This window comes from Deinococcus roseus (assembly GCF_014646895.1).
In the GTDB taxonomy this organism is placed as follows: domain Bacteria; phylum Deinococcota; class Deinococci; order Deinococcales; family Deinococcaceae; genus Deinococcus_C; species Deinococcus_C roseus.
The window spans coordinates 13,701-40,546 of sequence record NZ_BMOD01000035.1 but is presented as its reverse complement, the minus strand read 5'-3'; the positions used below and the strand labels follow the sequence as shown (position 1 = coordinate 40,546).

The window sequence follows — 26,846 nt, the reverse complement described above, 5'->3', positions numbered from 1 at the left end:
CGGCTCACTGGGATGTGCAAGGGCTGAAGGGGGGTCTGGACTCTGGCTTGACGTAGATCCAACTTACCCGATCCACACTACATAAGGGCCGAAAGCATGATTGGCCCAAACAAAATCACTCCAGCAACCCCAAAAGTCTCGAGCCAAAGCTTTCAAATTTGCCCTCGTCCCTGGGCCCTGGGCCCTCGGCCCTCTCCATTGATCTATTCAAAAATCCACCCCCCCTATGCAAACCGCCAATAATGTCTTTCATGTACCGTGTGCTGATCTGTGACGAAATGAACCCCGGCAATTTGAACCATGAGGGGTTTGACATTGAATACATCCCGAACATGGCCCGCGAAGATGTGCTGCGCCGCCTGCCCGAGTTTGACGCCCTGATCACCCGTTCACGCACCCGTGTGGACCAGGAACTGCTGGATGCAGGCACCAGACTGCGTGTGGTGGGCCGTGGTGGGGTGGGTGTGGACAACATCGACCTGGAATACGCCTCTCGCAAAGGCATTCTGGTGCTGAACGCCCCCGAGTCCAACAACGTGTCTGCTGCAGAGCTGGCCATCACCCTGCTGCTGGCCTCTGCCCGTGGTCTGGTGCGCAGCCACACCAAAACCGTCAGTGGCGTGTGGGACCGCAAGTTCCTGGGCATCGAGCTGAAAGACCGCACCCTGGGCATTGTGGGTCTGGGCCGCATTGGTTCGCTGGTGGCCACCCGTGCCCAGGGCCTGAAGATGAAAGTGGTTGCTTACGACCCTTACGTCACCGACGAGAAATTCAAGATGCTGGACGTGAAACGCGCCCAGAGCCTGGACGAGTTGCTGGGTCAGGTGGATGCCCTTACCGTGCACACCCCCCTCACCGAGGAAACCGAAGCCATGGTGGGTGCCCGTGAACTGGCCCTCCTCAAACCCGGAGCCATTGTGGTGAACGCTGCCCGTGGCAACATCATCGAAGAGCAGGCCCTGGTGGATGCCCTGCACAGCGGTCACCTGTTCGCTGCTGGCATTGATGTGTTCAAGGATGAGCCCCCCACCAAAGACCACCCCTTCCTGACCGCTCCCAATCTGGCCATCACTGCCCACCTGGGAGCCAACACCGCAGAAGCCCAGGAGCGTGTGGGTGCAGAGATTGTGGACCGCGTGCTGGCTGCCCTCAAAGGTGATGTGTCCAGAGGTGCTGTGAACGCTCCTGCCATGGATGCCCACACCCAGGAGGTCATGGGACCTTACCTGGAAATTGCCCGCAAGCTCGGCAAAATTCAGGGCCAACTGCTGCCCGGAGCCAACGCTGTGGAGGTGGAATTCTACGGTGAGTTTCCCGCAGACACCACAGCTGTGGTGACCAGTGTGCTGGTGGGCTACCTGAGCGGCACCACCGAAGAAGCCCCCAACATGATCAATGCCCGTGCCCTCGCCAAAGAGCGTGGCCTGCGCGTTGGGACCCGTGCCCTGGAAGAATCCGAGTACTACCAGAACGAGATCCGCGTGATCGTCCGTCAGGGGGACCGCAAGCGCACCGTGGGGGGCACGGCCTTCGGAAATGCCCCCCGTCTGACCCGCCTGCGCAACTTCCGGGTGGAACTTGAGCCCCAGGGCTACATCCTGATCTGTTCCAACCTGGACAAACCCGGCGCAGTGGCCGCCCTCTCCACCTACCTCGCCAGCCAGGGGGTCAACATTGCAGGCATGGCCCTGGGCCGTGCAGAAAAAGGCGGCGAGGCCCTGTTCACCCTCACCCTGGACGACAAACTCACCTCCCAGCAACTGGAAGCCATCCGTGCGCTGGACGTGATTGAGAGCGCTTACCTCGTAGAGGTGTAAGACCTGCATGCAAAACATCCTCTTCTCACCTGGGAAGAGGATGTTTTGCTGTTTGATGGGATGGCCTGGTTATCCTTGACGAATAATGCATAATGGAATATATTTATCTTATCAATCGGCGAAAAGGCCGAATTTTTTATTTTGTATCCTCCAGAATCAGCCCAGAGAAAAACGCATATTCATGCCCTTCAGTCTGCCCCTGATATTTCTGCACCAGGGCCTGCAATTCCTGCTTAAAAACCCTGGCCTGATCGTGTGGCAAGGTCAGGGTGTCCCAGTTCAGCATGCTGACAGGGCGGTCTGGGATGTCTGGTGTGGCAGGCAAAGCACGGGGAAGGATGTGCAGGTCCAGCCCACCTTCCGGGTCTGTCTGGATCAGGATGCCTCCTTCTTCCAGAGGCACCTCCTGCGCTTCTGCACGTTTCAAGACAGTGCCAAGGGCTGTCCTGTACATGGGTCCAAGCACCTTCCACCACAGGTCTTCCACGGTTTCATGGTGGGTGGCACTGAAAGGGACATAAAAAGCCTCAGAGGTGGCCCGGTAGTGTTTGATGGCCCGACCTGAACGCTTTTCTTCCCTGACCACCTGGACCAGACCCTGTTCTGAAAGCTGCTGCACCCGGTAGAGGGCGCTTCCCAGAGCCAGTCCTGTCTTTTTTGCCAGTTGACCCACGGGCAATTCAGCCTGCATCAGGGCTTCCAGACAGGCAAAGGTTCTGTCTTCAAAAAGCAGTTCAATGGCTCTGGGGTGGGTGACGGTCTGGGCCATGGTTTTCAGTGTATCTGCTCAAGAACACCCCTGATGCCTGCAGTAGCTTTGCCTGCATGCTTGAAGGCATGAACTGGAAAAGAACCTTATGGATCGGTGTTCTGATGGGTGGATGGAGCATGGCTGAGTCTTTTGGGTCCGTGCAGGACCTGCAGGCTTTTGTTTCAAAGCAGGCCAGCAACCCCGCAATTGTGGGCCTCTCCATTGCTGTGGTGGCAAAAGGCAAGGTGCAGTGGAGCGCCGGATACGGTCAGGCCAACAAAGAGAAAAACCTTCCTGTGACCCCCGACACCCCTTTCATGCTGGGCTCCATCAGCAAAGTGGTGACTGGAACAGCGATCATGCAGGCTGTGGAGCAGGGAAAGCTGTCTCTGGATGCAGACATTCGCTCCCTCTTGCCTTTCGATGTGGCTGTCAAGCATCTCATCACCCTCCGGCAACTGGCCACCCACACTTCGGGCATTCATGATGATTACGATGTGCTGGATGCTTCTTATGGCCCTGGAGATTCCAAAACCACCCTGCAAACTTTCCTGAAAAGGTATCTGGCTGTCCCGAAGCACTTTCTGGCAACAGGTTCAACTTACGGGTACAGCAATGTGGGTCTGGGACTGGCAGGTTACGTGCTGGAACGAAAAACCGGAATGCCTCTGAATGTGTGGAGTGAAAAACAGATTTTTGGTCCTCTGGGAATGAAAAACACCCACTGGTTCCTCAAAGGTTTCCCCCAGACCCAGAAAATTGCAGTTCCCTACGATGCACAAGGAAACCCATTGCCCCATTACGGCTACCCCACCTGGCCCGATGGTCAGTTGCGTTCCAGTGCAAACGATCTGGGACGTTTTCTGGCCGCCATGATGAATGGGGGAGTGCTGAATGGCAAGCGCATCCTGCAAAGCAAAACCGTGCAGCAAATGCTCAAAGAACAGTTCCCAGAAGTCCGGAAACCCAGAGGTCAGGCCCTGTTCTGGGAACTCAACAAAGGCCTGATCGGGCACAACGGGGGAGATGAGGGGGTTTTCACCATGATGTACTTCGATCCCAGAACCCACATCGGGGTGGTCCTGCTGATGAACCGCCAGACCGAAGTAACCTTGCAGGTGGGGAAAACCATTTTTGTCCGGTTGCTCAGGGAGGGGGGATTGGAAGGTTTGTTCAGGTGAAGAGGCCGAAAACTTGCCGAGCGCCGAGGGCCAAAAACCTGACATTTGGCATTTGCCGGAGAATGTTGCAGAGCAAAACCATGATTGCAGGCTGCTGTTTTCTACAAGTTGCAACAGTCTGCAAAACCCACTTCTGTGCCGCTTTTGCTTTTTACCTTCTGCGCTCAGCGCTCAGCCCTCGGCCCTTGGCAGCTCTTGCGTCTTCTCTAGCCTTTTTGTCCTTCTTACACCAACTCCGGTGCTAGACTCAGACCATGAGCGCATTCAACCGTCCACGTCTGCTTGCCCCCGGTCCTGTGGAAGTCTCGCCGGACACCCTGCGCAGCCTGTCCCAGACCCAGATTCACCACCGCACCCCCGAGGCCAGAAAGGCCGTTCTGGAAGCCCGCGAGAACCTCTCCAGACTGCTGGGTGCGGATTTTGAAGTGCTGATCACCACCACCTCTGGAACCGGTGCTTTTGAGGCGGCCATGCTGAGCCTGCTGGAAGACGGTGCAGCAGTGGTGTGCGCCGAGGCGGGCAAATTTGGCAAACGCTGGGGCCAGATGGCCGAAAAACTCGGGTACAGCGTGACTTATGTCAGCACCGACTGGGGCAAGGCCCTGAAACCTGCAGAGGTTGCTGGTGCCGTGCAAGGCAAAAAAGCCCTGTTCATCACCCACAGCGAGACCAGTACGGGCGTGCTGCACGATCTGGAAGCCATTGCAAAAGCTGTGCGTGCTGTGAACCCCGAAATCCTGATCTACGTGGACGCTGTGACCAGTTACGCTGTTGCAGAATTGCGCCCTGAAGCCTGGGATCTGGATGTGATTGTCTCCGGTTCCCAGAAAGGGGTGGCTGCCCCTCCCGGACTGGGTTTCGCCATGCTGTCTCCCAGAGCACTGGAAGTGCTGAATTCTGGCAAAGCCAATCCCAGACGGTATTACCTGGACCTCGCCAAGGAACTGAAAAGCCAGAAAAACGGCGAGACCGCCCAGACCCCGGCCATCAACCTGATCCAGGCCCTGACCGTCAGCACCTCCCGTCTGGTCAGCATCCCCCTGGAAGATTTGTGGATTGAAAAAGAGAAGATGAACAACGCCCTGGTGGCTGCAGGTCTGGCCCTGGGGTGCAGCAACTTTGCAGAGCGGGTGTCTCCTGCCACGGCTGCACTGGTTCCCCCTGCCCCCCTGAGTGGCAAACAGGTGGCAGATGCCATGAAGGCCAGAGGCGCACGTGCCGCTGCAGGTCAGGATGCCTTCAAGGACAGCATGTTCCGCATCTCCCTGATGGGCTTCTATGACCGGTATGATGCCCTGGCCGTGGCAGGCATTCTGGAAGATGTTTTTGCAGGTCTGGGTGTGCAATTCGAACGCGGTGTGGCTGTAAAAGCGGCCTGGGATGCGCTGAAAGATGCTGCTCCTGAGCTGGTCACGCAGTAAGGCCGAGCGCCGGGCGCCAAGGGCTGAAATTCAAGGGACCACTCAAAAACCAACCAAAACCAGAGCGGAAGGACAGGATGTTGCCTTCTGCTCTTTGCTTGACGCTGCTGCATGCTTTCGAAGAGATGCTTCACCTGGCATGACTGCGTTACAGTGGGTCACTGCCTTTTGTTTTTTGCCCTCAGCCCCCGGCCCTCGGCAGTGTCATGGCACCGCCATCTGGCCTACATTGACGGACCTCAGCCCCATTTTCTATGCTGAGACATGCGTTTCCCTCCCTGGTGATCTTGCAGCCCTCACAAATGGGGTGAACCCGCCATCTGCCTGTGCAGATGGGTGGAGTCATGCACCGGACTTTCTCCTCCTTGAGGAAGCTTGAAGGCCTTCAGATTCAAGCCAACTTCAAGCCATGTCCAGAGGAGAAACATGAAATACGCCAACTTCACAAAACAAAAACCCAGACCCGCTTTTGCCCTGCTGCTGCTCGTGGCTGCACTGGGCATCGAATTCATGGATGAACTGGTGGATGGGGTCAGCGGTGCAGCCTGGCCCCTGATCCAGAAAGACCTGTCCCTGTCTTATTTGCAGGTGGGCATTCTGCTCAGTGTTCCTGCTTTCCTGGCCAACCTGATCGAACCCGTCCTCAGCCTGCTGGCAGACCTGGGCTGGCGAAAACGCCTGCTGCTGCTGGGCGGTCTGGCCTACACCGCAGGCATGGCCCTGATTGCTGTGAGTGGGGGGTTCTGGGGCCTCCTGATCGCCATGACCCTGTATTACCCCTCGGCAGGCATGTTTGTGAACCTGATGCAGGCCGCCTGGATGGATGCCGAACCCGAACGCCGCGAACAGAACATGGCAAGGTGGGCACTGGCTGGATCGCTGGGAAACGTGCTGGGACCTTTGCTGGTGGGGTTGCTGGCCCTTTTGGGTCTGGGCTGGCGGCCTGCTTTTGCCGTTCTGGCTGTGCTGATGGGGGTGGCCCTGCTTTTTGCGTTTCGCATCCGGCATCTGCTGGCCAACCCACCTGCTGACCCGGAGCAGCAAGAGCAGGAAACCTTGCTTGAGGCCATAAAAGGGGCAGGTCAGGCCCTGCTGAACCGGGAGGTGCGCCTGTACCTGATCCTGCTGGAATTCGCCAACCTGATGCTGGACATCTTCCGGGGTTTCGTGGCCCTGTATTTTGTGGATGTGGCAGGCACCACCGAAGCCCAGGCCGCCCTCGCCGTGATGGTGCTCACAGGAGTGGGCCTGCTGGGAGACGCCCTGGTGGTTCCCCTGCTGGAACGGGTGTCTGGAATGGTCTACATGCGTTTCAGCGTGTTTGCCCTGCTTCTGGTCTTTCCCCTTTTCATGCTGATTCAACCCCTTTTGATCAAACTGGTGCTGCTGGGTGTGCTGGGCCTGCTGACCTCCGGCTGGTATGCCATCCTGCAGGCCCGACTGTACGCCAGCCTCCCCGAAAAGAGCGGCACAGTGCTGGCCCTGGGCAGCGTGGCCGGTCTGGTGGGCGGCATTTTCCCTTTCCTGCTGGGCGCCTGGGCACAGCATTACGGCCTGAATTCTGCCATGTGGCTTTTGCTGGCCGGGCCAGTGGTGCTGCTTATGGGGTTACTGGGGAGAAGGGGGTGATTTGAGCAGAAATGCTGTAGGGGCGCAGCACGCTGCGCCCAACTGGAAGTTGCTCCTACTGCACCACCCGACTTGTCAACCCTTCCAGAAACGCCACCAGATCATCAATGTCTCCGGGGGCCAGGTCGTTTTCCCGGATCTGGGCTTCCTGCAGAACCGCGATTTTCAGGCTGGAGGTGCTGCCGTCATGGAAGTAGGGGAAGGTGACGGCCACATTTCTGAGGCTGGGGGTGCGAAATTTTGCGGTGTCGGTGGGGTTGCGGGTGACCATGAAGCGTCCCATTTCTGCAAGTTCAGAGTGGGTCAGGATGGCGTCTCCCAGAGGCATGTTCTGGGCCAGTTGCAGTTTGTTTTTCAGGACAGGAATGTCTGCAAAGGCCAGACTGGTGCTGAGGAAGTTGCCGCTGAGATGGAATTTTTCATCGGTGAAAAGGGCGTCTTTTTCCCCGATGGTGTGGCAGGCGTTGCACCTGCCCTGGTTCTGGAACACTTTGAGGCCGCGTTTCTGGGCTGCGGAGAGGGCATTTTGATCTTTGCCGTATTGGTGGCGATCAAAAGCGGAATCTGCGAAATTCAGGGTGCCCAGAAAGGCGGTCAGGGCCTGGGCCAGATGGCTGGCCTGAATGGGCTCCGGCTCGTCTGGGAAGGCGGTTTTGAAGGCCTGTTGGTAAACGGGATCGGCCTTCAGGCGGTCCAGCACAGCGTCTATGTTTTTCATGCCCATTTCTCTGGCGTTGGTGAAAGGGGCCAGCACGCTTTCTTCCAGGGTGTTGAACCTGCCATCCCACATGAAGGTGTGCAGGAAGCTGACATTGAGCAGGCTGGGTCCATTGCGGGTGCCGAGCTGAAAGTCCACCCCACGCCCGGTGCTCTGGTTGCTGGCAAAGGCGGTGGCTGGATTGTGGCAGCTGTAGCAGGCCACATGGCTGTCCCGGCTGAGGGTGTTGTCAAAAAACACTTTTGACCCCAGCCGCACCACCGTTTCAGCCTGAGGTGCGGGGAGAGGAGGCAACCCCAGAGCGTAAGGGGTTGCGGAACCTGCGGGTTCTGCAGACAGCAAACCGAGCAGGGGAACAAGCAGCAAACTTTTCATGGGGAATACCATGCTGACCTCCTTGGAGAATGGGGGACCTGCAGACCCCTCAAGGGGTCTGTGCTGGAAAGCTGTTTTGAAACACCTGCCACATGCAGGTGCCCTGAAACCAAAAATCAGTTGGCGGTGAAGATGCCTGATCTGGGCAGCACCGTGAAGGTGCCGTCCAGGGTGCTGGACAGTGAAACCAGCATGGCTGGCACGGGACGGCTGGCACTGGCTCCGTAAGGGGCATGCAGGGAAGCCGTCTGAAAGGCATTCCAGGAGCCGTAAAGTTGCAGATGGGTGAACAGGTAGCCCAGCTCAAAATTCAGCAGGCCATCTGCAGAGGAGGGCAGCACATCCATGGCGAATTCCAGTCCGTCTTCGCTCTGATGGGCGGCCACCAGGGCATACACTTCACCAGAACGTTGTGGAGCGGAAAGAAAGAAGCCGCTGCGGTTCTCCTGGGAGGAGGGGGTGGCAAACACCATACGCTGCCCGGAATACTGGGACCCGATGATGCGTTGCAGTTCGCTCAGGTAGATGGGGTAGGCTGTGATGGGCTTTTCGGGGCTTCCCAGCGACACGCGGGTGTTTTCCACGGAGAGCACCGGGTTGTTCCAGCCTTGCACATGGATGGGTCCGGCCTGCTTGAGGGCCAGCAGCAGGTAGGAGATGTTCACAAAAGGCTGGTCGTTCCAGCGCAGGCTGGGCGTGCGCACCATGTCCTTGCCTTTGTAATTGAAGGACACGTTGATGGGTGGGTCGGGAAGTTCAACAGGAGAGGTCAGTCCCAGGCTGCTCAGCAACTCCTCGGCCTGGTGCCTCTGGATGAAGGCCTCATTGGTGAGGGCCAGGGCAGGCAGGCTGGAACGGAACAGTCCAGGGCTGAGGGCCACCACCAGAGCGCACAGCATCACCGAGCGCAGCAGGGTGTGGTTCCAGTGCACGGTTCTGAATCCTGCGCCAATCTGTGCAGGTGCCCCCAGTTCTTCCAGGGTCCGGTTGAGGGCCTCGGGATGGGGAAGGCCCTGTTCCATCCATTCCCGGGTGCGTTCCTGAATGTGGCCGCGCAATTCCAGTGCCACCAGTTGCCTGCTCTTGGGGGGCAGGCCGTGGGTGCAGGTCTGAATGTAGCGTTCAGCGCGGCTCAGCATGGTTCACCGCCAGAGCGATTCCACGGTGCGGGTGAAGGTGGTGAAGTCCTGGCGTCTGCGTTCCAGATCGGCTTTGCCTTCATTGGTCAGCCAGTAGTATTTCACCAGACTGCCACCTCTGGGGGCGGTGCGGAACTCTCCGGCCAGCAATCCAGCCTGTTCCAGGCGGTGCAGGGCGGGGTAGAGGCTGCCCACTTTCAGGTCAAAATACCCTTCGGTGCGCTCCTGGGCTTCTTTGCTGATTTCCAGTCCATATTTGGCCTCCCCCTCCAGAATGCTGAGCAGGATCAGGTCCAGATGGCCTTTGATGAGGTTTGCGTCCATGGTCACTCCACTGGTTTTAGATTATCTATATCGTGATCCGATATGCAGCAAAAGTCAAGGGAGGGGATAGGCCTGAATGTCAATCCAGAAAGGTAAGTCATATCACCCATTCTGAAGCGCAGGTTTTTCTGGCATTCTGAAACAGGAGGTCAAAATTGTGACTGTGAAAGCCCATTCTCCATATCGTGTTTTGTTTCATCCAGCGCTTTATTTTTCTGTTCTCACCCGCACCTATCCCGACAATGGCAAGATGCTGGGCTGGTTTGCCCTGTGTGCCTTTTTTCCGGTGCTGTGTGCCCTGACCTGTTACATCCGGTTTTATCAGGCGCTGGGTTCAGAGCAACCCATCATTCTGTATGTGGGGATTTTGCTCAGTGGTCTGATTTCAGAGATGTTCTGGACCCTGGGGGTGCTGGTGCTGGGGTATCTGTGGCTGGGACCACAGGCCAGGGCAGCAGAAATTGGGGTGGCCTCGCTGACCCCGTTTCTGTTGTGGGGTGTGGTGTTGCTGGTGTGCGGGTTGCTTTTGCCTTTCCCGGCAGACCTGGAAGCCACCAAAGCCATCCTGGAAAAAGAAATGACCTACTTCAATTCCAGCGACATTGCCCGTTACCTGTTTGCGCAGATCCAGCACAGCCTCCCTTTCAAAGTGATGTTCTACTCAGGGATGCTGGCTTTTGCATACCAGGCCTGTCTGCTTTTGCTGGGATTCCGTCAGGCCGGACTGACCTGGGTGCGCACCTTGCTGGCTGTGCTGGTCATCACCTTTGTGCATGTGGTCTGTCAGGTCAACCTCAATGCCACCTGGCGCTTCCTGGACCATGGCATCGTCACCGAAAAAATGACCGAGGCCCCAACAGAGTTTTGACAGGGCATCCCGCAAAAAGCCCAAAACAACCACACAGGCAAATTGCAACGGAGGGTGTAGACTCACCCTCCAAATTGCTGGATCATGGAGGTGTCGGCAAAACCATGGAACTCCCCCATCTAAAATCACGTACATCAGTCAGGACGGATTAAAGGAGACCCTAATGCTCAACACGCAACTGAAATTGCATCGCGAGTTTCTGCTGGCCCATGTGGAAGGTCAGAAACTGTTTGCGATGCTGACCCTCACTCCCTCCCAGGAGGCCACAGAGGCGCGACCACAACTGGATGTGGCCTTCGTGGTGGACACCTCGGGAAGCATGTACGAGGTGGTCACCAAACCCTCCAGACGCACCGGACAGACCATGCAGGTGGATGGCAAAACCTACGAGGTGGTCGAGGGGGCCAGAAGCAAGATTGAACTGGTGGTGGAATCCCTCAAGAACATTTTCAATTCGGGCCTGCTCATGGAAGACGACCGCATCGCCCTGATCAAATTTGATGACCGGGCCAAGGTGCTGCTTCCCTTCACCCCTGCAAAAGACAAGAAGGCTTTGCTGGACGCTGCAGGTCTCTTGACCAAGTTCTCGGGCGGCACCCACATGGGGGCAGGCATGAAAGAAGCCGCCACCCTGCTGGAAAAAGAAAGCGGCAGCCGCCGCATGATTTTGCTCTCTGATGGCCAGACGTTTGACGAGCCCGTCTGTCAGGTGGCCGCAGAGTTTTACGTCAAGAACCGCATTCCGGTCACCACCGTGGGTGTCGGAGACGACGTGAACACTGACCTCCTGCTGGACCTCACCAACCGCACCCAGGGACAGGCTTTCGATGTGGTCCCGGACAACCAGAACCCCCAGCCTCCATCTGTCCGGGCCAGTGAGTTGCCCAAAGCCCTGCTGGGAGACATCAAACAGGCCGCTGCCCAGGTGATCACCAACGTGGAACTGAGCGTGCGAACCGTCAAAGACGTGGAGCTCACCCGCGTCACCCGCGTGTCTCCCACCCAGACCGAAGTGGATTTGCGCAGCAGCCCATTTCCTCTGGGCAACGTGGAAGCCGGACAGGGCAGCATTTTCATTCTGGAATTCACCCTGCCTGCCCGCATTCCTGCACGGGTGCGTCTGGCCCAGATTGGCCTGACCTACATTGTTCCTGGCAAGCAGTTTCGTGGAGAACTCCCTCCCATGGACGTGGTGGCAGAATTCACCAGCGATGAAACCCGCGCTGGCGTGATCGCACCAGACGTGATGCAGTGGGTGCAACAGCGCAACATTGAAATGCTGGTGGCCCAGGCCACCAAAGAAGCCTCTTCCAACCCCCAGCAGGCCCAGAAAACCCTGGAACTGGCCCGCAGCATGACCCAGCGCCTTGGGAACAACAACATGACCCAGGCCCTGGACCGTGCCCTGGAAGAACTCACCACCTCCAAGACCATCAGCCTGGGCACCGCCAAGACCCTGAGGATCGGGGCCAAGACCCAGACCATCCAATCCGGTCAGAACCTGCCTTCTGACGAGGAAATCCGCCGCATCACTGGAGCCTGATTTGATCTGTCCGTCCTGCGCAGCAGCCCTGCAGGGCACCCCCCAGCGGTGCCCCAGGTGCGGTTCACCCCTCTCCTACAGTGCAGAACTGCCTGTGGGCAGCCTGCTGCATGGGCAGAGGTACCGCATTCAGCAGGTGATTGGGCAGGGCGGGTTTGGCATCACCTACCGGGCAGAAGATTTGAATCTGCGCCGTGAGGTGGCCATCAAGGAACTCTTTCCCCAGGGTTGCACCCGCCAGGGCACCCTGGTTTTGCCTGTCACAGGCAGCCTGGAACTGCTGGAACACACCCGGAAAGACTTTCTCAAAGAAGGTCAGGCCCTGGCAAAATTCCAGCATCCCGGCATCGTGCGGGTGATGGACACCTTCGAGGAAAACCACACCGCTTACCTGGTGATGGAATTCCTGCAGGGAGAGACCCTGGGAGAGAGGCTGGCCTCAGGGCCACTTTCCCCCGAAGAAACTTTAAAAATCGCCATTCGCAGCGCAGAAGCCTTGCAGGACATGCATCAGGCGGGCATTCTGCACCGCGACATCAAACCCGAAAACCTCTTCCTGGAAGGCTCTGGACGTGTGGTGCTGATTGATTTCGGCTCCAGCAGGCCCTACCAGAGTGAGAAAACCATGCAGTACACCCGCATGGTCACCCCCGGTTACGCTGCCCCAGAGCAGTACGCCACCCAGGCCAAATTTGCGCCTTACACCGACATTTACGCCCTAGGGGCCACGCTGTACCACGCACTGACCGGGCAGCCTCCAGTGAATGCCACTGACCGCCTGCTGGGCATGAAGCTTCCAGAAGTGTCAGGCAAGGTGCCTGCTTTCCTGAAAGATGCTGTGCAAAGCAGCCTGAGTCTGAATGTGCAGGACCGTCCCCAGAGTGCCCAGAACCTGCTGAACCTGCTGCAAGGTGCTCCCCTGCAGCCCAGACAGAAACCTGCAGAACGCCCCGTTGCTGTGCAAACCCTGAAAGCAGAAAACGCCAGCTGGTTTTTTCTGGCCCTGGGTGCGCTGTTGGGTTTCCGTTACGGCCTGTGGGAAGGTGCCCTGGTGGTCGGAGCAGTCGGATTCTTTCTGGGCCGTTTTCTGTGGTGGAGTTTGCCCTTCTTGCTGCCGCTGTGTGCTTTCTGGGCTGGAACGCGCCTCAGTCAGGAGTTTTCCCTTTCCTCATTGGGACAGCTTACGCTGGGTGCATTGGGAGCTTATGCTGGTGTCAAAGCCGTGAAATGGATGGGACGCTGATGCTTTCGGTCAAAGCGGGCTTTGCGCGTTTTGACCTGAGCAAAGCGAATGGAAAGATCAGGACAGCCGCCAGAGGACAGAATGCCTTCTGACCAAAAGTGACGACGGACAGGGAAGGATTGATCCTGTCTCAACTTGAAAGGAGTCAACATGATTGTTTGCCAGGTGTGTGGAACCCAGAATCCTGATGGAGCCCGTTTTTGCGATGGTTGCGGTGTGGAACTCGCCGCCACCCCCACCTCTTCCAGCCCCGAAGTCAGGGAATCCCCCCTGCCTGAAAGCAGCACGTTTGACAGCAATGTGGTGCCCCCCACCCCACCCCTCCCACAACCCGAGGTGCAGGAACCCATCTCCCAGAGCACCCCTCTGGAAGTGCCCACCCCTGAAGCCTCCACTCCTGAAACCCCTGCCACACCGGAAATCCCGGCAGCAGATGTGCTGGAAGAACCCCTGGAAGATGTGCAGCCTTCCACGCCTGAAGCTGTGCCAGCACAGGAAAGCACCAGTGTTCCTGCAGCACCAGAAGCCACTTCTGAACCCACTCCAGAAGCTGCACCTGAACCCGCTCCTGTGCCCACCCCGGCACCTGTGAGCAGCGGCCCTGTTCCTGCCAAACTGGCCATCAAGAAATATGGGGTGCTCTCTGGAGACAGCATTCCGCTGGTGGCAGGTGCCCTCACGGTGGGCCGTTTTGATGCCTCCACAGGCCCTGTGGACATCGATGTGACCGGACTTCCCGGCTCTGAGCATGTGTCCCGCCGTCACGCCCAGGTGTTCTTCGAGGATGGACGCTGGAAAGTCAAAGACCTGGGCTCCACCAACGGGGTGTTCCTGCGCAAGTCCGGAGATGTGAATTTTGGTCCCCGTCTTGCAGAACCCACTGCCCTGAGCAATGGGGATGAGATTGCCTTCGGGAACCTCTTGATGATCTTCCAGGAGGATTGACCATGACGGACCCACGTCCACAGGAAGAGGCCGAAAACCGGGAAGAGGTGACTCCTCCCGGTCCATCTGGCTCTCCTGATTCAGAAGCTGCTGATTCAGAAGTTGTAGTGCAGGAAGTGCTGGCCCCCGAGCCTCACGAAATGACCGCCCAGGATGCGCCTGAAGACCAGGCCCCAGAGGCAGGTGCAGAACCTGAGGATGCAAACGCTGAAGCTGCAGAACCTGTCATTGCAGAAACAGGCAGTGAAGAGGTCATTAAAGAAGCAGCCGTCAATGCAGAAGGCCTGAACCCCCAGGATGTCATTGAGGAACAGACCTTTAACTTTGAAAGCCCTCATGGGGAAACCAGTCTGGAACAGGTGATTGCAGAACAGGTGCAGAAAGTGCATGGTGCTGAACTTGCGAGTGCCGATCCTGCAACTGGACCTGAAACCCCTGCAGAAGACCCGCCCAGCTTGCCAGAAGTGCCCGTGCAGGACCCTGGCCAGCCGATCCCTGAAGACCTGCCTCCTCCGGCAGATGAACCTGCGGATGTGCCTCCCCATGAGACCCCACCTGCCATTGAGGATCCCAGACCTGAAGGGGAAATCCAGGCTGCAGAGCCTGCTTCCCATCCTGATGTTCTGGAACCTGCTCCAGCCATTCAGATGAGTTTTCCGGTTCCCCAGGTCATGGAACCCCTGCCAGAACAAACCACCGAGACTGCTGCTCAGGATGACTTTCTGGAAGAAGAAATCCTGCCTCCCACCTTCACAGAACCCACCTTGCAGCGCGAAGAGCAGCAGCAGTGGGGAAACGTGCGTTTCCGGGTGAGGGACGCCCTTCCCAGAGGCTGGTTCAGCGCTGCTTCTGAAGAGGGGCAGAACCTGCTGGTGCACCTGCAACCCCAGGCTTTGTGGGGAAGCCTGCTGGCCCACCGTATTGCTCCCAAAGCCCTGTATTCGGGCAACGAAGGGGTGGTTTTTCCCGACACCCAGGGAGAGGTGCTGACCTTTCCCCAGAGCTTTCCAGAAGCCCTGAAGCTTCTGGATGCCCTGAGCCAGTACGTGTTCAGCCTTTACAAGCAGGGTTATGCCCTGATTGACCTGGACCCGGATGGTCTGGTGATGACCCCGGAAGGTTTGCGCCTGCGCTTCCCTCCGCGTCTGGCCCGCATTGGAGAGCCCGTCACCACCGTGTACCGGGAAGGGTTCACTGCGCCTGAAGTGATGTCCGGTCTGCCTGCCACAGGCAAAGAAGGGGTGTTCTTTCTGGGGGCTTTGCTGTACCGCCTGCTGAGTGGAGAACTCCTGCCTGCTGAAGGGGCCTCACGTGCTTTGCTGGGCAGCGTCCAGGTGGCAGGCGTCCCACAACTGCTGTACCAGTCCCTGCAACCTGCCAGCAAACGGGCCAACCCCGAACAGTGGCGCAGTGCCCTCGGTGGCCTGAAAGCCGCGCCCACCGTGGAGTGGAAAGTGGTGGCCCGCTCCACCGTGGGCCTCAACCCGGACCGTCCGGTCAATGAGGACTCTTACGCCTACCGCCTGGAGCAGGTTTACACCCACAACACCAGACAGACCCTGCTGCTGGCCTGCGTTTCAGACGGCATGGGGGGCATGGCTGCTGGAGAAGTTGCTTCTCAGGCTGCAGTGCAGACCTTCCTGCAGGTGGCGGCCACTGAAAACATCGAGGACACCATCTGGAAATGCAATCAGGCCGTGCTGGACAACATGAACGGCCAGGATGGCGGCTGCACCTTCTCTGGCGTGGTGGCCCGGGACAGCCAGGTGGTGCTGGGCCATGTCGGAGACACCCGCGCTTACACCTTCTCGGGCAGCACCCTCAAGCAGATCAGCAAAGACCATTCGCTGGTGGCTGCCCTGGTCGCCAGTGGCATGATGACCCCCGAAGAAGCCGAGAACAGCCCGGACCGCAACAAGGTTCTGCGCTCTCTGGGTTCCCTCAAACAGCACCAGCCCGACTACGTGATGCAACTGGGCTTCACGGTCGCTGTAGGGGATCGCTTGCTTTTGCTCAGCGACGGGGTGTGGGGAGAGGTGGGCTTTGCAGATTTGCAGGGCTTCATGGAACTTTCACTGGAGCAGGCTGCAGACCAGATGATTCAGGCCAGCCTGGCTTCCGGTGCCCCCGACAACGCCACCGTGCTGATTGCCGAACGCATCCAGTAAACCTTCCATCCTTTCAGCAAGAAGCCCGGCATCAACCGGGCTTCTTTTCGTGGGGCAGCACCAGCATTCCGCAGTGCTCGGTCAGGGCCACCCTGAGGACCTCCTCGAAATGCTTGTAGCTGGAGTGTTCCCACAGGTGGGGCTTGTGTTCATACAGGCCCAGCAATTGTTCTTGCAGGCCTTTCACCTGGGAGAGCAGCAGGCGCACTTTTAAGCCTTCCTGCAAGTTCAGAGAGGTGCCCTCTACGGCTTCCCAGAGGCCTTTCAAGTCCTGGTGTTCCCGCTCCGACATGAACCCCAGAAAACGCAGATCAATCAGGGTGTCGGGTTCAGGATGCTGGTCTGCAATGGCGTAAAAATGCAACATGTTGGATTAGAGTTTAACATCACACCTCGTCCCACTGCAGGATGTTGAGGGGACCGAACACCTGGTTCCACAAATCGCTTTTCTCTTTGGCCCCCCACAAATTCACGATGTGGCCGGGGGTGACGTACAGCACCCATCCTGTGCCTTCTTTGATCAGGCTGTGGATGATGCTGTTCTGGGTGTGGGCACGGTCCAGACCGTCTGCAACCCGCAGGATCGCAGAGAGTTGCCGGACCAGGAGTTGCTGCTCTTTGCTGAGCGTCTGGTATTCGGTGTGGGTGGGTCTGGGTGGGGTTTTGCGGTGGTAGCGGGCCACCAGCGCGATCACCTCGATTTGCCAGGGTTCGTAGCCCCTGAGGCCCGAGTGGCGGATCAGGTACTGGCTGTGTTTGTGGTGGCTGCTTTGCCCGACCAGCAATCCAATTTCGTGCAGCATTCCTGCGGCCCTGAGCATGCTTCTGGCTTCGGGCAGGAAGCGCACGTGTTCCAGCAGGTGCGTGAACAGTTCCTTGGCAGTCTGTGTGACGTGTCTGGCGTGGGCGGCATCGAAACGGAAACGCTCTGCCACTTCCAGCACACTGCGCTGTCTGGGGGAGAGTTGAGCCTCGTAATCGGCTTCCCGGGCGAGGTATTCGATCATCATGCCTTCCCGCAGTGCCCCGGTGGAGACCGTCACCTGGGTGGCCCCCAGCAGTTTCAGGGTGGTCAGCAAGACCAGCAAACTCACCACGATGATGTCTGCCCGTTTGGGATCCAGCCCCGGGGTTTTCAGGCGTTCGGGAAGGGTTTTGTGCCGCAGTTCCTCGTACAGGGCCTGCAGGTCGCTGACCCTGAAGTTGAAGCCATTGATGCCCAGGCTGGCCAGTCCAGACCGGGTGGCCAGGATGGCAGCGACAGATTCCATGCTGCCACTCGATCCGATCACCTTGGTGCCAGGTTGCAAAGCAAAATCTGCAAGCTGTGGGGCAAGGGTGTCCAGAATGTGCTTCTCGATGCGTGAGAGCACCGCTGGAGTGGCCGGATCCTTCTTGAGGAACATCTCCCGCAGGCGCACCCCCCCAAGGGGCACACTGACCACCTTGCGGGCGGTGTGTTTGTTTCCCAGCACCACTTCCAGGCTGCCGCCTCCCAGGTCGAGCAGCAGGTTCCTTTCGGCAAATTCCACGCTGGAGGCGGCCCCCATGTAGGTCAGTTCGCCTTCTTTTTGACCGCTGATCACCTGCATGTTGACCCCGATTTCCTCGTGCAGGCGTTGCACCACCTCAGGGCCGTTTTCGGCATCCCGGGTGGCGGAGGTGGCGTACACCACGAAGTCGGAGACTTCATTGACTTCGGCAATCACTTTGAAGCGGGACAGTGCGGTTTTCAGGCGCTCATAGCCTTCTTCGGTGAGGCGACCTTCTTGCAGGTGTTCCCCCAGACGGGTGCGGTCTTTGAGCGATTCGATGATGTGGTAGCTGCTGACCTGTCCGGTTTTGAATTCACCGATCAGGAGGTGGCAGGAGTTGGTCCCTACGTCGGCAATGGCAACCCGCATGAGCACAGTTTAGCGGAATGTTTCAGGGAGGGCATCAGGGGGGTTTGTTCGCTGGCGGGTCGGTGGGTTTTGAGAAGCCGTCAGCCGTCAGCCATCAGACAAAAACACTCTGCTGTTGGCTTGTCGCAGATTGCAAGCCAGGAAACGTGCGGAACAGGAGCCCTGGCAACATCCTGCAGCATGCAAAAGCTCTAGAGGATCTTGTGCTGACTGCTGATGGCTGACGGCTGACCGCTCTTTTCCCTCCCAGCTCACCGTTCTCTGAACATCAGGGGGGTAAACTGTGAGCTGTGTTTGAAGCGATGATCTTTGATTTTGACGGCCTGATTCTGGACACCGAGACCCCTGAATTTGAAGCCTATGAGGCGTTTTACCAGCGGCAGGGCAGGATTTTGCAGCTTTCTGAGTGGCAACGTGGCATTGGCACCTGGGGGGCTTTTGACCCCTGGGCAGCGTTCAACTTCTCCGAAGCGGAGCGGGATGGTTTTCATGCGCAGGTGCGCGAGGATGTGCTGAAGCGCATCGGGGAAGCCACCTTGCGAGAAGGTGTAAAAGAACTCTTTGAGGAAGCAAAAGCCGAAGGCATCCGCATTGCCATGGCCACCAGCAGCGACTGGGAATGGATTGACGAATGGACCGGCAAGCACGGCATCCAGCAGTACTTCGAGGTGTTTGCCACCCGCTATGAGGTGCCCCAGGTCAAGCCTGCCCCAGACCTTTATCTGCTGGCCCTCAGCAAACTGGGTTTGCATGCAGATCAGGCCATTGCCATTGAGGATTCTTTCAATGGCTCCACTGCAGCGCTGGGTGCAGGTTTGCGTTGTGTGGTGGTGCCCAACAGGGTGACCTCCACCCAGAAGTTTTCTGCAGACTGCAAACGCCTGGAGTCCCTGAAAGGTGGTTTGAAGGATTTAAGAGCGCTTTTTGCCAAATAAGCGCTGAAAAAAGCCTTTTTTGTCTTCCTCGGGTTCACTGTGCTGGGCAGGGGTGTTCCTCAGGTTGCCGCTGTAGCGCTCTTTTTGCACAGGAGCTGTTTCTTTGGGGACCGCCGAGGGATTTTCCAGCCGTTTGATGTTCTCATCGAGGGCCGCAATGAAATGGTTGAGGTCGATGCGGTCCCTGGGGCTTTTGGCCAGGGCTTTCTCAATGGCGAGGGCCGCCTTGCGGGTCAGGTCCGGGTTGTTCTGCAACAGGGATTTGGGGTACTGGGTCAGGTGGGCCATCAGCAGTTCATCGTAGGTTTTGCCATGGTAAGGCCGATTTCCAGTCAGGGTTTCATAGGTCAGGATGCCCAGGCTGTAAACATCACTCTCGATGCTGCCGGGTTCTCCACGGTAAATCTCGGGGGCCATGTAGAAAGGGCTTCCTGCGGCATATTTGGGGTTCTGGATGCTCACGGTCACGCCAAAGTCCCCCAGCACGGCCTTGTCGCCCTGCAGGAAGATGTTGCTGCTCTTGATGTCCTGGTGCACGAAGCCCTGTTCATGCAGGTAGTGCAGGGCCGTGCCCACGTCCCGCATGAATTTGAGGCCCTTGATGAGCTCTGGTTTGCCTTTTTCCTGCAGGTAACGGTCCAGGCTGCCATCCGGGTAGTAGTGCATCACAATGTAAGGATTGTTGATGTGGGCAGAGCCCTCCACCACCCGCACGATGTTGTTGTGATTCAGTTGCAGGTGGGTGCCGATCTCGTTGGCAAAACGTTTGAGCTGGTCGGGGTCATCCAGGGTGCTCTGCAGCGGGGTTTTCAGAGCCACTTCCTCACCGTTTGGATCTTCGGCAACCCGAACCAGTGCCATTCCGGTTTTTGCAAGTATGCGTGTGACAGTGTAATCCCGCATGAAACCCTCTTTCAGATTGCTGACCTGTTTGGTGTTTGTTGATCCCTAGAAGTCTAGTTTACCTGTTCACACAGAATTCTTACATCTTTCATCTTGCAAGTGCTTAAGGGTTTACAAATAAAGGACGAAGCTGAAAGCGATTTTGTGTGTCTGCAGCGGGATTTATGACTTTCCAGATTCTGGATTTCCAGATCTGCTGCTGTCCTGCGTGCAGTTTAGGTCAAATGAACAACAAGAACCGTAAGGTGCCAGCATTTTGCTGTTCATGGAGCGGCTCATTGCTGAGAAGCCAGTTGCCTGCGGGTGAAAAACTCCCGAAACTGCGCTTCAGGCATGGGGCGGGCATAGTGGTAGCCCTGGGCGAAATCGCAGTGTTGTCTGCGCAAAACCTCTTCCTGGTCCAGGGTTTCCACCCCTTCAGCGACCACTTGCAAGCCCAGTTTGTGGGCCATGGCAATGATGGCATCTGTCACAGCCTCATCTTTGCTGTTTTGCACAATGCCCTGCACAAAACTGCGGTCGATTTTCAGGTAATCCAGCTCAAAGGAACTCAGGTAACTGAGGCTGGAGTATCCTGTTCCAAAATCGTCCAGGGCAATGCGGATTCCAGCATCCCGCAGGATTTTCAGTTGCCCGACCACTTCGCTCTGTTGCTGCAACAGCAGGCTTTCGGTGATTTCCATGATCAGCTGGTCGCTGCTGGCCCCAAAGTCCTGCAGGGCTTTCAGCCATTTGCGGGCCACCTCGTCATGGGTGAATTGCTTGGCAGAGGTGTTGATGGCGATCACCGGGCAGGGAAGCCCCTCTGCCTGCCAGTTCTGCTGGTCCTGCAAGACCCGTTTCAGACACCAGTCTCCCAGGGCGTGAATCAGGCCCACTTCTTCGGCCAGAGGAATGAACACCCCTGGACTGATCATGCCTTTCTGGGGGTGCTTCCAGCGCAGAAGCGCCTCTGCCTTGAGGGTTTCCGGATGGTCGTAGGAGAGGATGGGCTGGTAGTACACCTCGAACTCCTGGCGTTTCAGGGCCAGGGTGAAGTCGGCAATCACGGTGCGGCGTTCACGGGTGGCCTGCAACATGGAAGAAGTGAACACCCGCCAGCAGTTCTTGCCTTCCCCTTTGGCCACCGACATGGCCTGGTCTGCGGCCCCGATCAGTTCCTCGGGATCCTGGGCATCTGCCGGGTACAGGCTGATCCCGATGCTGGCAGAGGCCAGAAAAGGCTTCTGTTTGATCTGGTAAGGATGGGAGAGGATCCCGAGAATGCGCTCTGAGATGTTGCCCACCTGGGTGCTGTCTTCCAGACCGGTCAGCAGCACGGTGAATTCATCGCCGCCCACCCGGGCCACCAGATCGCTTTCCCGCACACACAGTTTTAAACGGGCTGCCACCTCTTTGAGCAGCATGTCTCCGGCCTCGTGGCCCAGGCTGTCGTTGACATCCTTGAAGCGGTCCAGATTGATGAACAGCACCGCACAGATGCGGTTGTTGCTCTGGTGCTCTTTCATGCTGGCTTCCAGCAACTCCACAAACAGTTTGCGGTTGGGGAGCCCGGTGAGGGTGTCATGGTGGGTCTGGTACTGGATCAATTCCTCGGCCTGCTTGTGGGCGGTGATGTCCCAGTCCACGCCCAGAAAACGCAGCGGCTGACCATTGCTGCCCCGCACCACAGAGGCACTGGAACGGATCACCCGTTCGATGCCATCTGGACGCACAATGCGGTACTCGGTTTCAAAAGGCTTGACCCCGGCCAGCGCCCAGTCCACTTCCTGCAAAACCCGTGCTGCGTCTTCCGGGTGCAGGCGCTGGTCCCAGGCGGTGAGGGTGTTCTGCTCAAACTGGTCCAGCGTGACCCCGTAAATGTCCAGCATGTGCTGGTCCCACACCATGCGGTTCTGCTCGATGTTCCACTCCCACACCCCAATGCCCACCGTGCGGGTGGCCAGCTGAATGCGTTCAGACATGCGCTGCAGTTCCAGCTCGGTGTTCTTCAGGTGGGTGATGTCGGTGAGGGTGCCCACCAGCCTCATGGCCACCCCGCTGGTGTCGCGGGACACCACCTTGCCCCGGGCCAGCATCCACAAAGCTGCACCATCTGCATGACGCACCCGCAGCTCCACTTGACAGGCAGAAGGGTCCTGCTGCACGCATTGCTGCAGGGCTTTCATGGCGGTGCCCTGGTCTTCCGGGTGCAGGCTTTGCAGCCAGCATTGCAGGCTCTGGGGGGTTCTGGGCATTTCGGAACCAATCATCTGGAACCATGTGCTGGACAGGTAAAAATGATCCCTGGACACATCCCAGTCCCACACCCCATCCCCGATGCTTTCCAGGGCGTAACGCCAGCGTTCTTCCTGCTGCTGCAGCTCCTGGACCTCGGGCCTGCCAGACACCAGTTGCAGTTGCAGGATGTACCTCAGCAGTGTTCCATGGGCATCTTGAATGGCTTTCAGCGTGAAAAGGCCTTCCTGCAGTTGCCCGGCTGCATCCTGAAAGGTGTGGATCTGTTCTCGCTGGGCATCGGAAACCTGGGGAAACAGGTCATGGATCAGGGTTTGCAGGGCTTCCTGCTGGTCGGTGCCTGCAAACCCGGTGAGATCTGCAAAAGCCTGATTGGCGTACTGTATGGTCATTTCTGCAGACAGGTACACCAGACCCACTGCTGCATCAAAAGGTTTCTCGGGGGGTTTCGCAGCATTGAGCGCTGTGCTTTCCCTGCGCCGCTCCTGCACTTCGGTTTTGATTCTCAGCACCATCCATCCCGTTTCAAACAGCGGAATCAGGGTGAGGTGGGGTCCATGAACACTGGCAGACTGGATGTGTTGCAGTTCATCCAGCAAACGGTGGTATTCGCTGGCCAGTTCAGCATGCAGCACCTGATCCACGGGTTGCTGGTGCCAGTCTGGACGCTGAAGGCACTGCCGGGCATTGCCATGCACCTCCATGCACCGCTGATCGGGATTCAGCAGGATGCCATGGGTCAGCACTGCCTGGATCAGACCTTCATGGGTGAACTGAATGTCTTCGTGCTGGGTCATGTTTCTCCCGGAGGACAGGGCGGAAAGCCTGAGGCAACTGTAATCTCTATGTACAGTGATACCATTCCTGATCTCACAAAAACCTCAAATGCCAGCCTGATGACTTTGATGGTGTTTCAGACAATAAAAACTGGGACGGTGAAAAGTCCAGTCAACAGAAAAGCCAGCTTCCTGGAAGGAAAACTGGCCCTGCTGGATTCTGGTGATGGACCGGGCTTATGCGCCCACCGCTTCTTTGAGGGCACGGGGAAACTCCTTGGACACCTTGTCCAGGGTCTGTTTTGCAGTGGCCTCCACCATTTTCAGGAAGGCATTTCCGCCCCATTTCTGGGCCTCGGGAATCTCGAAGTGCACGGTGACCTCCAGGTCGTAATGCAAATCGGAGCCTTCCAGACGGGCTTTGCCGCTGACTTCTGCCCAGGCAGGTTTGTCCAGCTGGGTGGATTCCAGGGTGGCTCCATCTTCGGTGGGATGGATGATGCTCTGGAAGGGAATCAGTTGCTCGCCCAGCATGGGCACATTGACGGCAAATTTGGCCCGCACCTTGCCATCCACAATGTGCAAATCACGGATGAATTTGACCTTGGCAAGGCTCTGGTGAGGGTCCTGAATGAAGTTCAGGGCATCTTGAGGGCTTCCGGGGTGGGAGATGCTGCAACTGAGGGAAGTCTGTACTTGCATGGGTGAAACTCCTTGGTGCGTCCTGCTCCAGTGTACCCGAAAATGGACCGGGTATAAAATCCTGAGCGGTCAGGTTTGAACTTTCACTCAATCCATTCCACCCGGTACTCCCCGGTTTTCAGGGCCTGGGCCACATCGGCATCGGTGGCGGCCCGCAGTTTGCTCTTGCGGGCAAAACGGGGTGCAGAGGAAGCAAACCCCACCCGCACAATCATCTCATCGGTTTCTTCATCCCGGCCAATTTTCCAGACCAGTTGACCTGCCAGCTGGTCCAGCGAACGGTGCAGCTCTGGGGTGATTTCTTCGTGGCCCGTCATGTTCTCCATTCTAAAGCAGAAGGGGAGGGGGAGGAAGGCAGAAGGCAGAATGCCAGGAGCTCAGGGCCGAGAGCCGAGGGCGAAAAACAGAAGGCTGAAGGCTGATGTAGGGGCGTAGCGTGCTACGCCCTTTCGGAAGAAACCTCAAATGCACGCTCCGCTTCCTGGCAGAACGCTCAGCCCATCAATCCATCGCTTGCAGCAAAGCAAATTTCAGGTAACGGGTCTCAGGGACACCCAGCATTTCGGGGTGGTCAGAGGCCTGGGTTTTGCGTTCCAGAATGCGGAACCTGCGGCCAGCATCGCGGGCAGCGTCTCCCAGCATCTCGTAAAAGTCGCTGTCTGAAACGTGGAAAGAACAGCTGGAACTGGCCAGAATGCCTCCGGGGGCCAGCAGTTTCATGCAGCGCAGGTTCAGTTCTTTGTAAGCCCCATAAGCAGCGTCCAGGTCCTTGCGGCGTTTGGCAAAAGCGGGGGGGTCCAGGCTGATGGTGTCGAATTTTTCTCCAGCTTTTTCCAGTTCACGCAGGCGGTCAAAGGCGTTGGCAGCAGTGAAAACCACATGCTCAAAACCGTTGAGCTGCATGTTCTCCTCAGCCCGTCTGAGGGCATCTTCGGAGACATCGATGCATTCCAGGTGGTCGCACCCGCCAGCCAGATGCAGCCCGAAAGAACCGTGGTAACTGAATACATCCAGCCCCCGTCCTGCAGCGTACTGACCCAGCAGGGTGCGGTTCTCACGCTGGTCCAGGAAAGCTCCAGTTTTCTGGCCGGTGTAGGGATTCACCAGGTAACGCACTTCACCTTCACGGCATTCGATGGTGTCCGGAACCTCGCCATACAGCACGGTGTTTTCGGTGCTCAGGCCTTCCAGTTCGCGGTTTTTGTTCTCAAAGCGGCCCAGGATGCCTGTGGGTTGCAGGCGCTCGATCAGCACCTCCAGAATCTCTGGCAAATAGACCTCCATGGCAGCAGAGCCGTTTTGCACCACCAGGAAATCCTGGTATCTGTCCACCACCAGGGCAGGCAGTTCGTCCGCTTCGGCGTGGATCAGGCGGTAACTGTCTGCGTCGATGTTCAGGCTTTCCCGGAAATCCAGAGCGGCATGCACACGGGCGATCAGGATGTCCACACTGGCTTCTTTCCAGTAGGTCAGCACCCGCACGCTGATTTCACTGCGGGCATTCACCAGGGCGTATCCCAGCACCCGCCCGGTTTCTTCCTCAACGGGAAAAATGCCCACTTCCTGGGGCAAACTCAGGGTGTCGGATTTGTAGACCCAGGGATGGCGGGTTTTGAAGCGCTCAAACCCTCTTTTGCTCAGCACAACATTTGACATGGCAACTCCTCATTTTGCAGACGCCTGCCTGGAAGCCCAGACAGACCGAAAAAAAGCAGCTCAGGTGGATCCTGAACTGCACCGAAGATGATTTTAGCACCTGCTGATGAAAAGGCAGATTTAAAGGTTGAACTTGACCTCTTCATCTTCCTTGATGGAGATGCCCTGATCGGGCTCCACCCCGGCATTGCGGGCCAGTCCGCCATAAAGGGCAGAGTTTTCGGAGTACTCGCTTCTGGGCCGGATGCGAAACGACAGCCAGATCAGAAAAGCAGGCAGCACAATGAACATCACGATTCCGACCATGTCAGACCTCCAGAAAGACAGATGCCTCACCCTAACACAGAAAGCCTCACAGGTTTCTGTCCTGCAAGGCTTTCTGAAGGGCTTGCTTCAACAACAATTCACTGGTCTTTGAGGCCCTTGATCTCCTCGATGAAACGTTCCAGCGAATCAAACTCACGGTACACCGAGGCAAAACGGATGTAGGCCACCTCGTCCAGAGGCTTTAAAAACAGCATGGCCCTGCGTCCGATTTCCTCTGAAGTGATTTCGTGGGTGGGGTTTTCATCTTCAAAACTGTAGGCAAACTTTCGCAGCAGTTCATGGTTGATGGGGCGTTTCTCGGTGGCCAGCATCAGGCCACGCAGCAACTTGTCCGGGTTGAAGGGCTCCCGGTGGGTGTCCCGTTTCACCACCATCAGGGGTTCAAGCTGTGCCCGTTCGTAGGTGGTGAAACGCCTTCCACAGCGCTCACACTCCCTCCTGCGTCGAATGGAGGCCCCCTCATCGCTGGGACGGGAGTTGATCACGCGGGTGTCGTTGGAAGAGCAGAACGGACACTTCACGCATTTTCCTCTTCCCATTCGGCCTCGGCCTCTGCAGCCTCCAGGGCTTCGAGGGCTTCGGGTTTGGGAACAGGGGGAAGGGGCACGTTGATGATGTTCCCGACAATGTGCTCCATTCTGGGGTCTGCAAAATGACACACTGCAGTGCTGAGGCCCACGTCCCACTCGTCGCTGTGGGCTGCACGGCTGGGCACCAGCAGGTTCACCCGCAGGTTTTCCTGCGAAGCGTGCTGGGTCAGGTGAATGAGTGCCCCCCGGAACGCATGCATGTGCAGCAACTGGGCGTCCAGCGGAGGGGCAATGATGGTCACCCAGGTGTGCTGGCGGTTCCTTTTGATGTGCTGCAAGATGGTCAGGCTGGAGCGCACGTTGTAATTGGCAATTTCCACCCACTCAGACTCAGGGAGGTAATCAAAATGCGAGTAACTCACCCGGTCTGCCACATGGACAATGCCGTGCACCTCACCGAAAATCTCGGTGACTTTTTCCAGGGCGGCCCGCCAGTCGGACATGCTGGTGGGGCTGGCTTTGATGGGGATGGCTTCCCCGCCCTGCTCTTCAATTTCAGAGGCCAGCACACTGATGGCCTCGGGGTTTTCACTCAGGAGAATCACGGTGGCGTCCATTTCGGCCAGCAAAAGGGCAATGGAGCGACCAAATCCCTGGTCGGCGTTGGTCACCGCAACAATGCGACCTTCCAGAGCACAGAAATCCGTCGACTGGGCATGAGGAGGAGACATCATGCCTTCAGTGTACACCGAG

Annotated in this window: 24 protein-coding genes; 10 read left to right on the top strand and 14 right to left on the bottom strand. The window is 57.6% G+C overall.

What is annotated here, in order from left to right:
* Nucleotides 1–251 precede the first annotated feature (251 nt).
* On the top strand, nt 252–1,817 hold the full coding sequence (gene serA, locus IEY52_RS24035; protein ID WP_229684952.1) for a phosphoglycerate dehydrogenase: 1,566 nt from the start codon (nt 252–254) through the stop codon (nt 1,815–1,817).
* A gap of 136 nt (nt 1,818–1,953) precedes the next feature.
* On the opposite strand, the gene IEY52_RS24030 is transcribed toward serA, so the two are convergent.
* On the bottom strand, nt 1,954–2,586 hold the full coding sequence (locus IEY52_RS24030) for a winged helix-turn-helix domain-containing protein (protein WP_189008312.1): 633 nt from the start codon (nt 2,584–2,586) through the stop codon (nt 1,954–1,956).
* Between the two features lie 119 nt (nt 2,587–2,705).
* On the opposite strand from IEY52_RS24030, the gene IEY52_RS24025 reads away from it, so the two are divergent.
* From IEY52_RS24025 to IEY52_RS24015, 3 genes are all read left to right on the top strand, one after another.
* Complete coding sequence (locus tag IEY52_RS24025) at nt 2,706–3,749, top strand: serine hydrolase domain-containing protein (RefSeq protein WP_189008309.1); 1,044 nt, start codon at nt 2,706–2,708, stop codon at nt 3,747–3,749.
* Nucleotides 3,750–4,003: 254 nt separating this feature from the next.
* On the top strand, nt 4,004–5,170 hold the full coding sequence (locus IEY52_RS24020) for a pyridoxal-phosphate-dependent aminotransferase family protein (protein ID WP_189008306.1): 1,167 nt from the start codon (nt 4,004–4,006) through the stop codon (nt 5,168–5,170).
* A 426-nt stretch (nt 5,171–5,596) separates the two neighbouring features.
* A complete protein-coding gene (locus tag IEY52_RS24015) occupies nt 5,597–6,799 on the top strand; it encodes an MFS transporter (protein ID WP_189008303.1) in 1,203 nt (400 codons plus the stop codon).
* 55 nt (nt 6,800–6,854) lie between these two features.
* Here IEY52_RS24015 and IEY52_RS24010 read toward each other — a convergent pair whose 3' ends face one another.
* From IEY52_RS24010 to IEY52_RS24000, 3 genes are all read right to left on the bottom strand, one after another.
* The gene (locus IEY52_RS24010) at nt 6,855–7,904 is read right to left on the bottom strand and encodes a cytochrome-c peroxidase (protein WP_189008300.1); all 1,050 of its coding nucleotides are present in this window, start codon (nt 7,902–7,904) and stop codon (nt 6,855–6,857) included.
* 104 nt (nt 7,905–8,008) lie between these two features.
* Nucleotides 8,009–9,031: a permease prefix domain 1-containing protein gene (locus tag IEY52_RS24005; RefSeq protein ID WP_189008261.1), complete on the bottom strand. Its 1,023-nt coding sequence runs from the start codon at nt 9,029–9,031 to the stop codon at nt 8,009–8,011.
* A gap of 3 nt (nt 9,032–9,034) precedes the next feature.
* Nucleotides 9,035–9,355 (bottom strand): PadR family transcriptional regulator, encoded by a 321-nt coding sequence (locus IEY52_RS24000; protein WP_189008258.1) that lies wholly within the window; start codon nt 9,353–9,355, stop codon nt 9,035–9,037.
* 157 nt (nt 9,356–9,512) lie between these two features.
* Here IEY52_RS24000 and IEY52_RS23995 point away from each other — a divergent pair, with 157 nt between their 5' ends.
* The 5 genes from IEY52_RS23995 to IEY52_RS23975 all read left to right on the top strand — a co-directional run bounded on the left by IEY52_RS23995 (nt 9,513) and on the right by IEY52_RS23975 (nt 16,122).
* Entirely contained in the window at nt 9,513–10,223 is a 711-nt protein-coding gene (locus tag IEY52_RS23995) for a hypothetical protein (RefSeq protein ID WP_189008255.1), read from the top strand.
* A 163-nt stretch (nt 10,224–10,386) separates the two neighbouring features.
* Entirely contained in the window at nt 10,387–11,766 is a 1,380-nt protein-coding gene (locus IEY52_RS23990) for a vWA domain-containing protein (RefSeq protein WP_189008252.1), read from the top strand.
* Nucleotide 11,767: 1 nt separating this feature from the next.
* Nucleotides 11,768–13,009, top strand: coding sequence for a serine/threonine-protein kinase (locus IEY52_RS23985; protein ID WP_189008249.1), 1,242 nt, complete (start codon nt 11,768–11,770; stop codon nt 13,007–13,009).
* Between the two features lie 150 nt (nt 13,010–13,159).
* Nucleotides 13,160–13,954: an FHA domain-containing protein gene (locus tag IEY52_RS23980; protein WP_189008246.1), complete on the top strand. Its 795-nt coding sequence runs from the start codon at nt 13,160–13,162 to the stop codon at nt 13,952–13,954.
* Nucleotides 13,955–13,956: 2 nt separating this feature from the next.
* Entirely contained in the window at nt 13,957–16,122 is a 2,166-nt protein-coding gene (locus IEY52_RS23975; protein WP_189008243.1) for a PP2C family protein-serine/threonine phosphatase, read from the top strand.
* A gap of 31 nt (nt 16,123–16,153) precedes the next feature.
* Here IEY52_RS23975 and IEY52_RS23970 read toward each other — a convergent pair whose 3' ends face one another.
* On the bottom strand, nt 16,154–16,489 hold the full coding sequence (locus IEY52_RS23970; RefSeq protein ID WP_189008240.1) for a hypothetical protein: 336 nt from the start codon (nt 16,487–16,489) through the stop codon (nt 16,154–16,156).
* Between the two features lie 19 nt (nt 16,490–16,508).
* Nucleotides 16,509–18,026, bottom strand: a complete 1,518-nt coding sequence (locus tag IEY52_RS23965; RefSeq protein ID WP_189008236.1) for a Ppx/GppA phosphatase family protein — start codon at nt 18,024–18,026, stop codon at nt 16,509–16,511.
* Between the two features lie 290 nt (nt 18,027–18,316).
* On the opposite strand from IEY52_RS23965, the gene IEY52_RS23960 reads away from it, so the two are divergent.
* The gene (locus tag IEY52_RS23960; RefSeq protein ID WP_229684951.1) at nt 18,317–18,961 is read left to right on the top strand and encodes an HAD family hydrolase; all 645 of its coding nucleotides are present in this window, start codon (nt 18,317–18,319) and stop codon (nt 18,959–18,961) included.
* On the opposite strand, the gene IEY52_RS23955 is transcribed toward IEY52_RS23960, so the two are convergent.
* The 8 genes from IEY52_RS23955 to IEY52_RS23920 all read right to left on the bottom strand — a co-directional run bounded on the left by IEY52_RS23955 (nt 18,938) and on the right by IEY52_RS23920 (nt 26,827).
* A complete protein-coding gene (locus IEY52_RS23955; protein ID WP_189008233.1) occupies nt 18,938–19,864 on the bottom strand; it encodes a serine/threonine protein kinase in 927 nt (308 codons plus the stop codon). The two genes, IEY52_RS23960 and IEY52_RS23955, sit on opposite strands and share 24 nt — an antisense overlap.
* 275 nt (nt 19,865–20,139) lie before the next feature.
* Nucleotides 20,140–22,899, bottom strand: a complete 2,760-nt coding sequence (locus IEY52_RS23950; protein ID WP_189008230.1) for a putative bifunctional diguanylate cyclase/phosphodiesterase — start codon at nt 22,897–22,899, stop codon at nt 20,140–20,142.
* Nucleotides 22,900–23,115: 216 nt separating this feature from the next.
* A complete protein-coding gene (locus IEY52_RS23945) occupies nt 23,116–23,580 on the bottom strand; it encodes a DUF3809 domain-containing protein (RefSeq protein WP_189008227.1) in 465 nt (154 codons plus the stop codon).
* A gap of 83 nt (nt 23,581–23,663) precedes the next feature.
* On the bottom strand, nt 23,664–23,897 hold the full coding sequence (locus IEY52_RS23940; protein ID WP_189008224.1) for a DUF3248 domain-containing protein: 234 nt from the start codon (nt 23,895–23,897) through the stop codon (nt 23,664–23,666).
* 184 nt (nt 23,898–24,081) lie between these two features.
* Nucleotides 24,082–25,236: a class I SAM-dependent rRNA methyltransferase gene (locus IEY52_RS23935; RefSeq protein WP_189008221.1), complete on the bottom strand. Its 1,155-nt coding sequence runs from the start codon at nt 25,234–25,236 to the stop codon at nt 24,082–24,084.
* A 120-nt stretch (nt 25,237–25,356) separates the two neighbouring features.
* A complete protein-coding gene (locus IEY52_RS23930; protein WP_189008218.1) occupies nt 25,357–25,542 on the bottom strand; it encodes a hypothetical protein in 186 nt (61 codons plus the stop codon).
* A gap of 98 nt (nt 25,543–25,640) precedes the next feature.
* A complete protein-coding gene (gene nrdR / locus IEY52_RS23925) occupies nt 25,641–26,084 on the bottom strand; it encodes a transcriptional regulator NrdR (RefSeq protein ID WP_189008215.1) in 444 nt (147 codons plus the stop codon).
* Nucleotides 26,081–26,827, bottom strand: coding sequence for an SDR family NAD(P)-dependent oxidoreductase (locus IEY52_RS23920; RefSeq protein ID WP_189008212.1), 747 nt, complete (start codon nt 26,825–26,827; stop codon nt 26,081–26,083). Before IEY52_RS23920 ends, nrdR begins: the two co-directional genes overlap by 4 nt.
* Between the last annotated feature and the right edge of the window lie 19 nt (nt 26,828–26,846).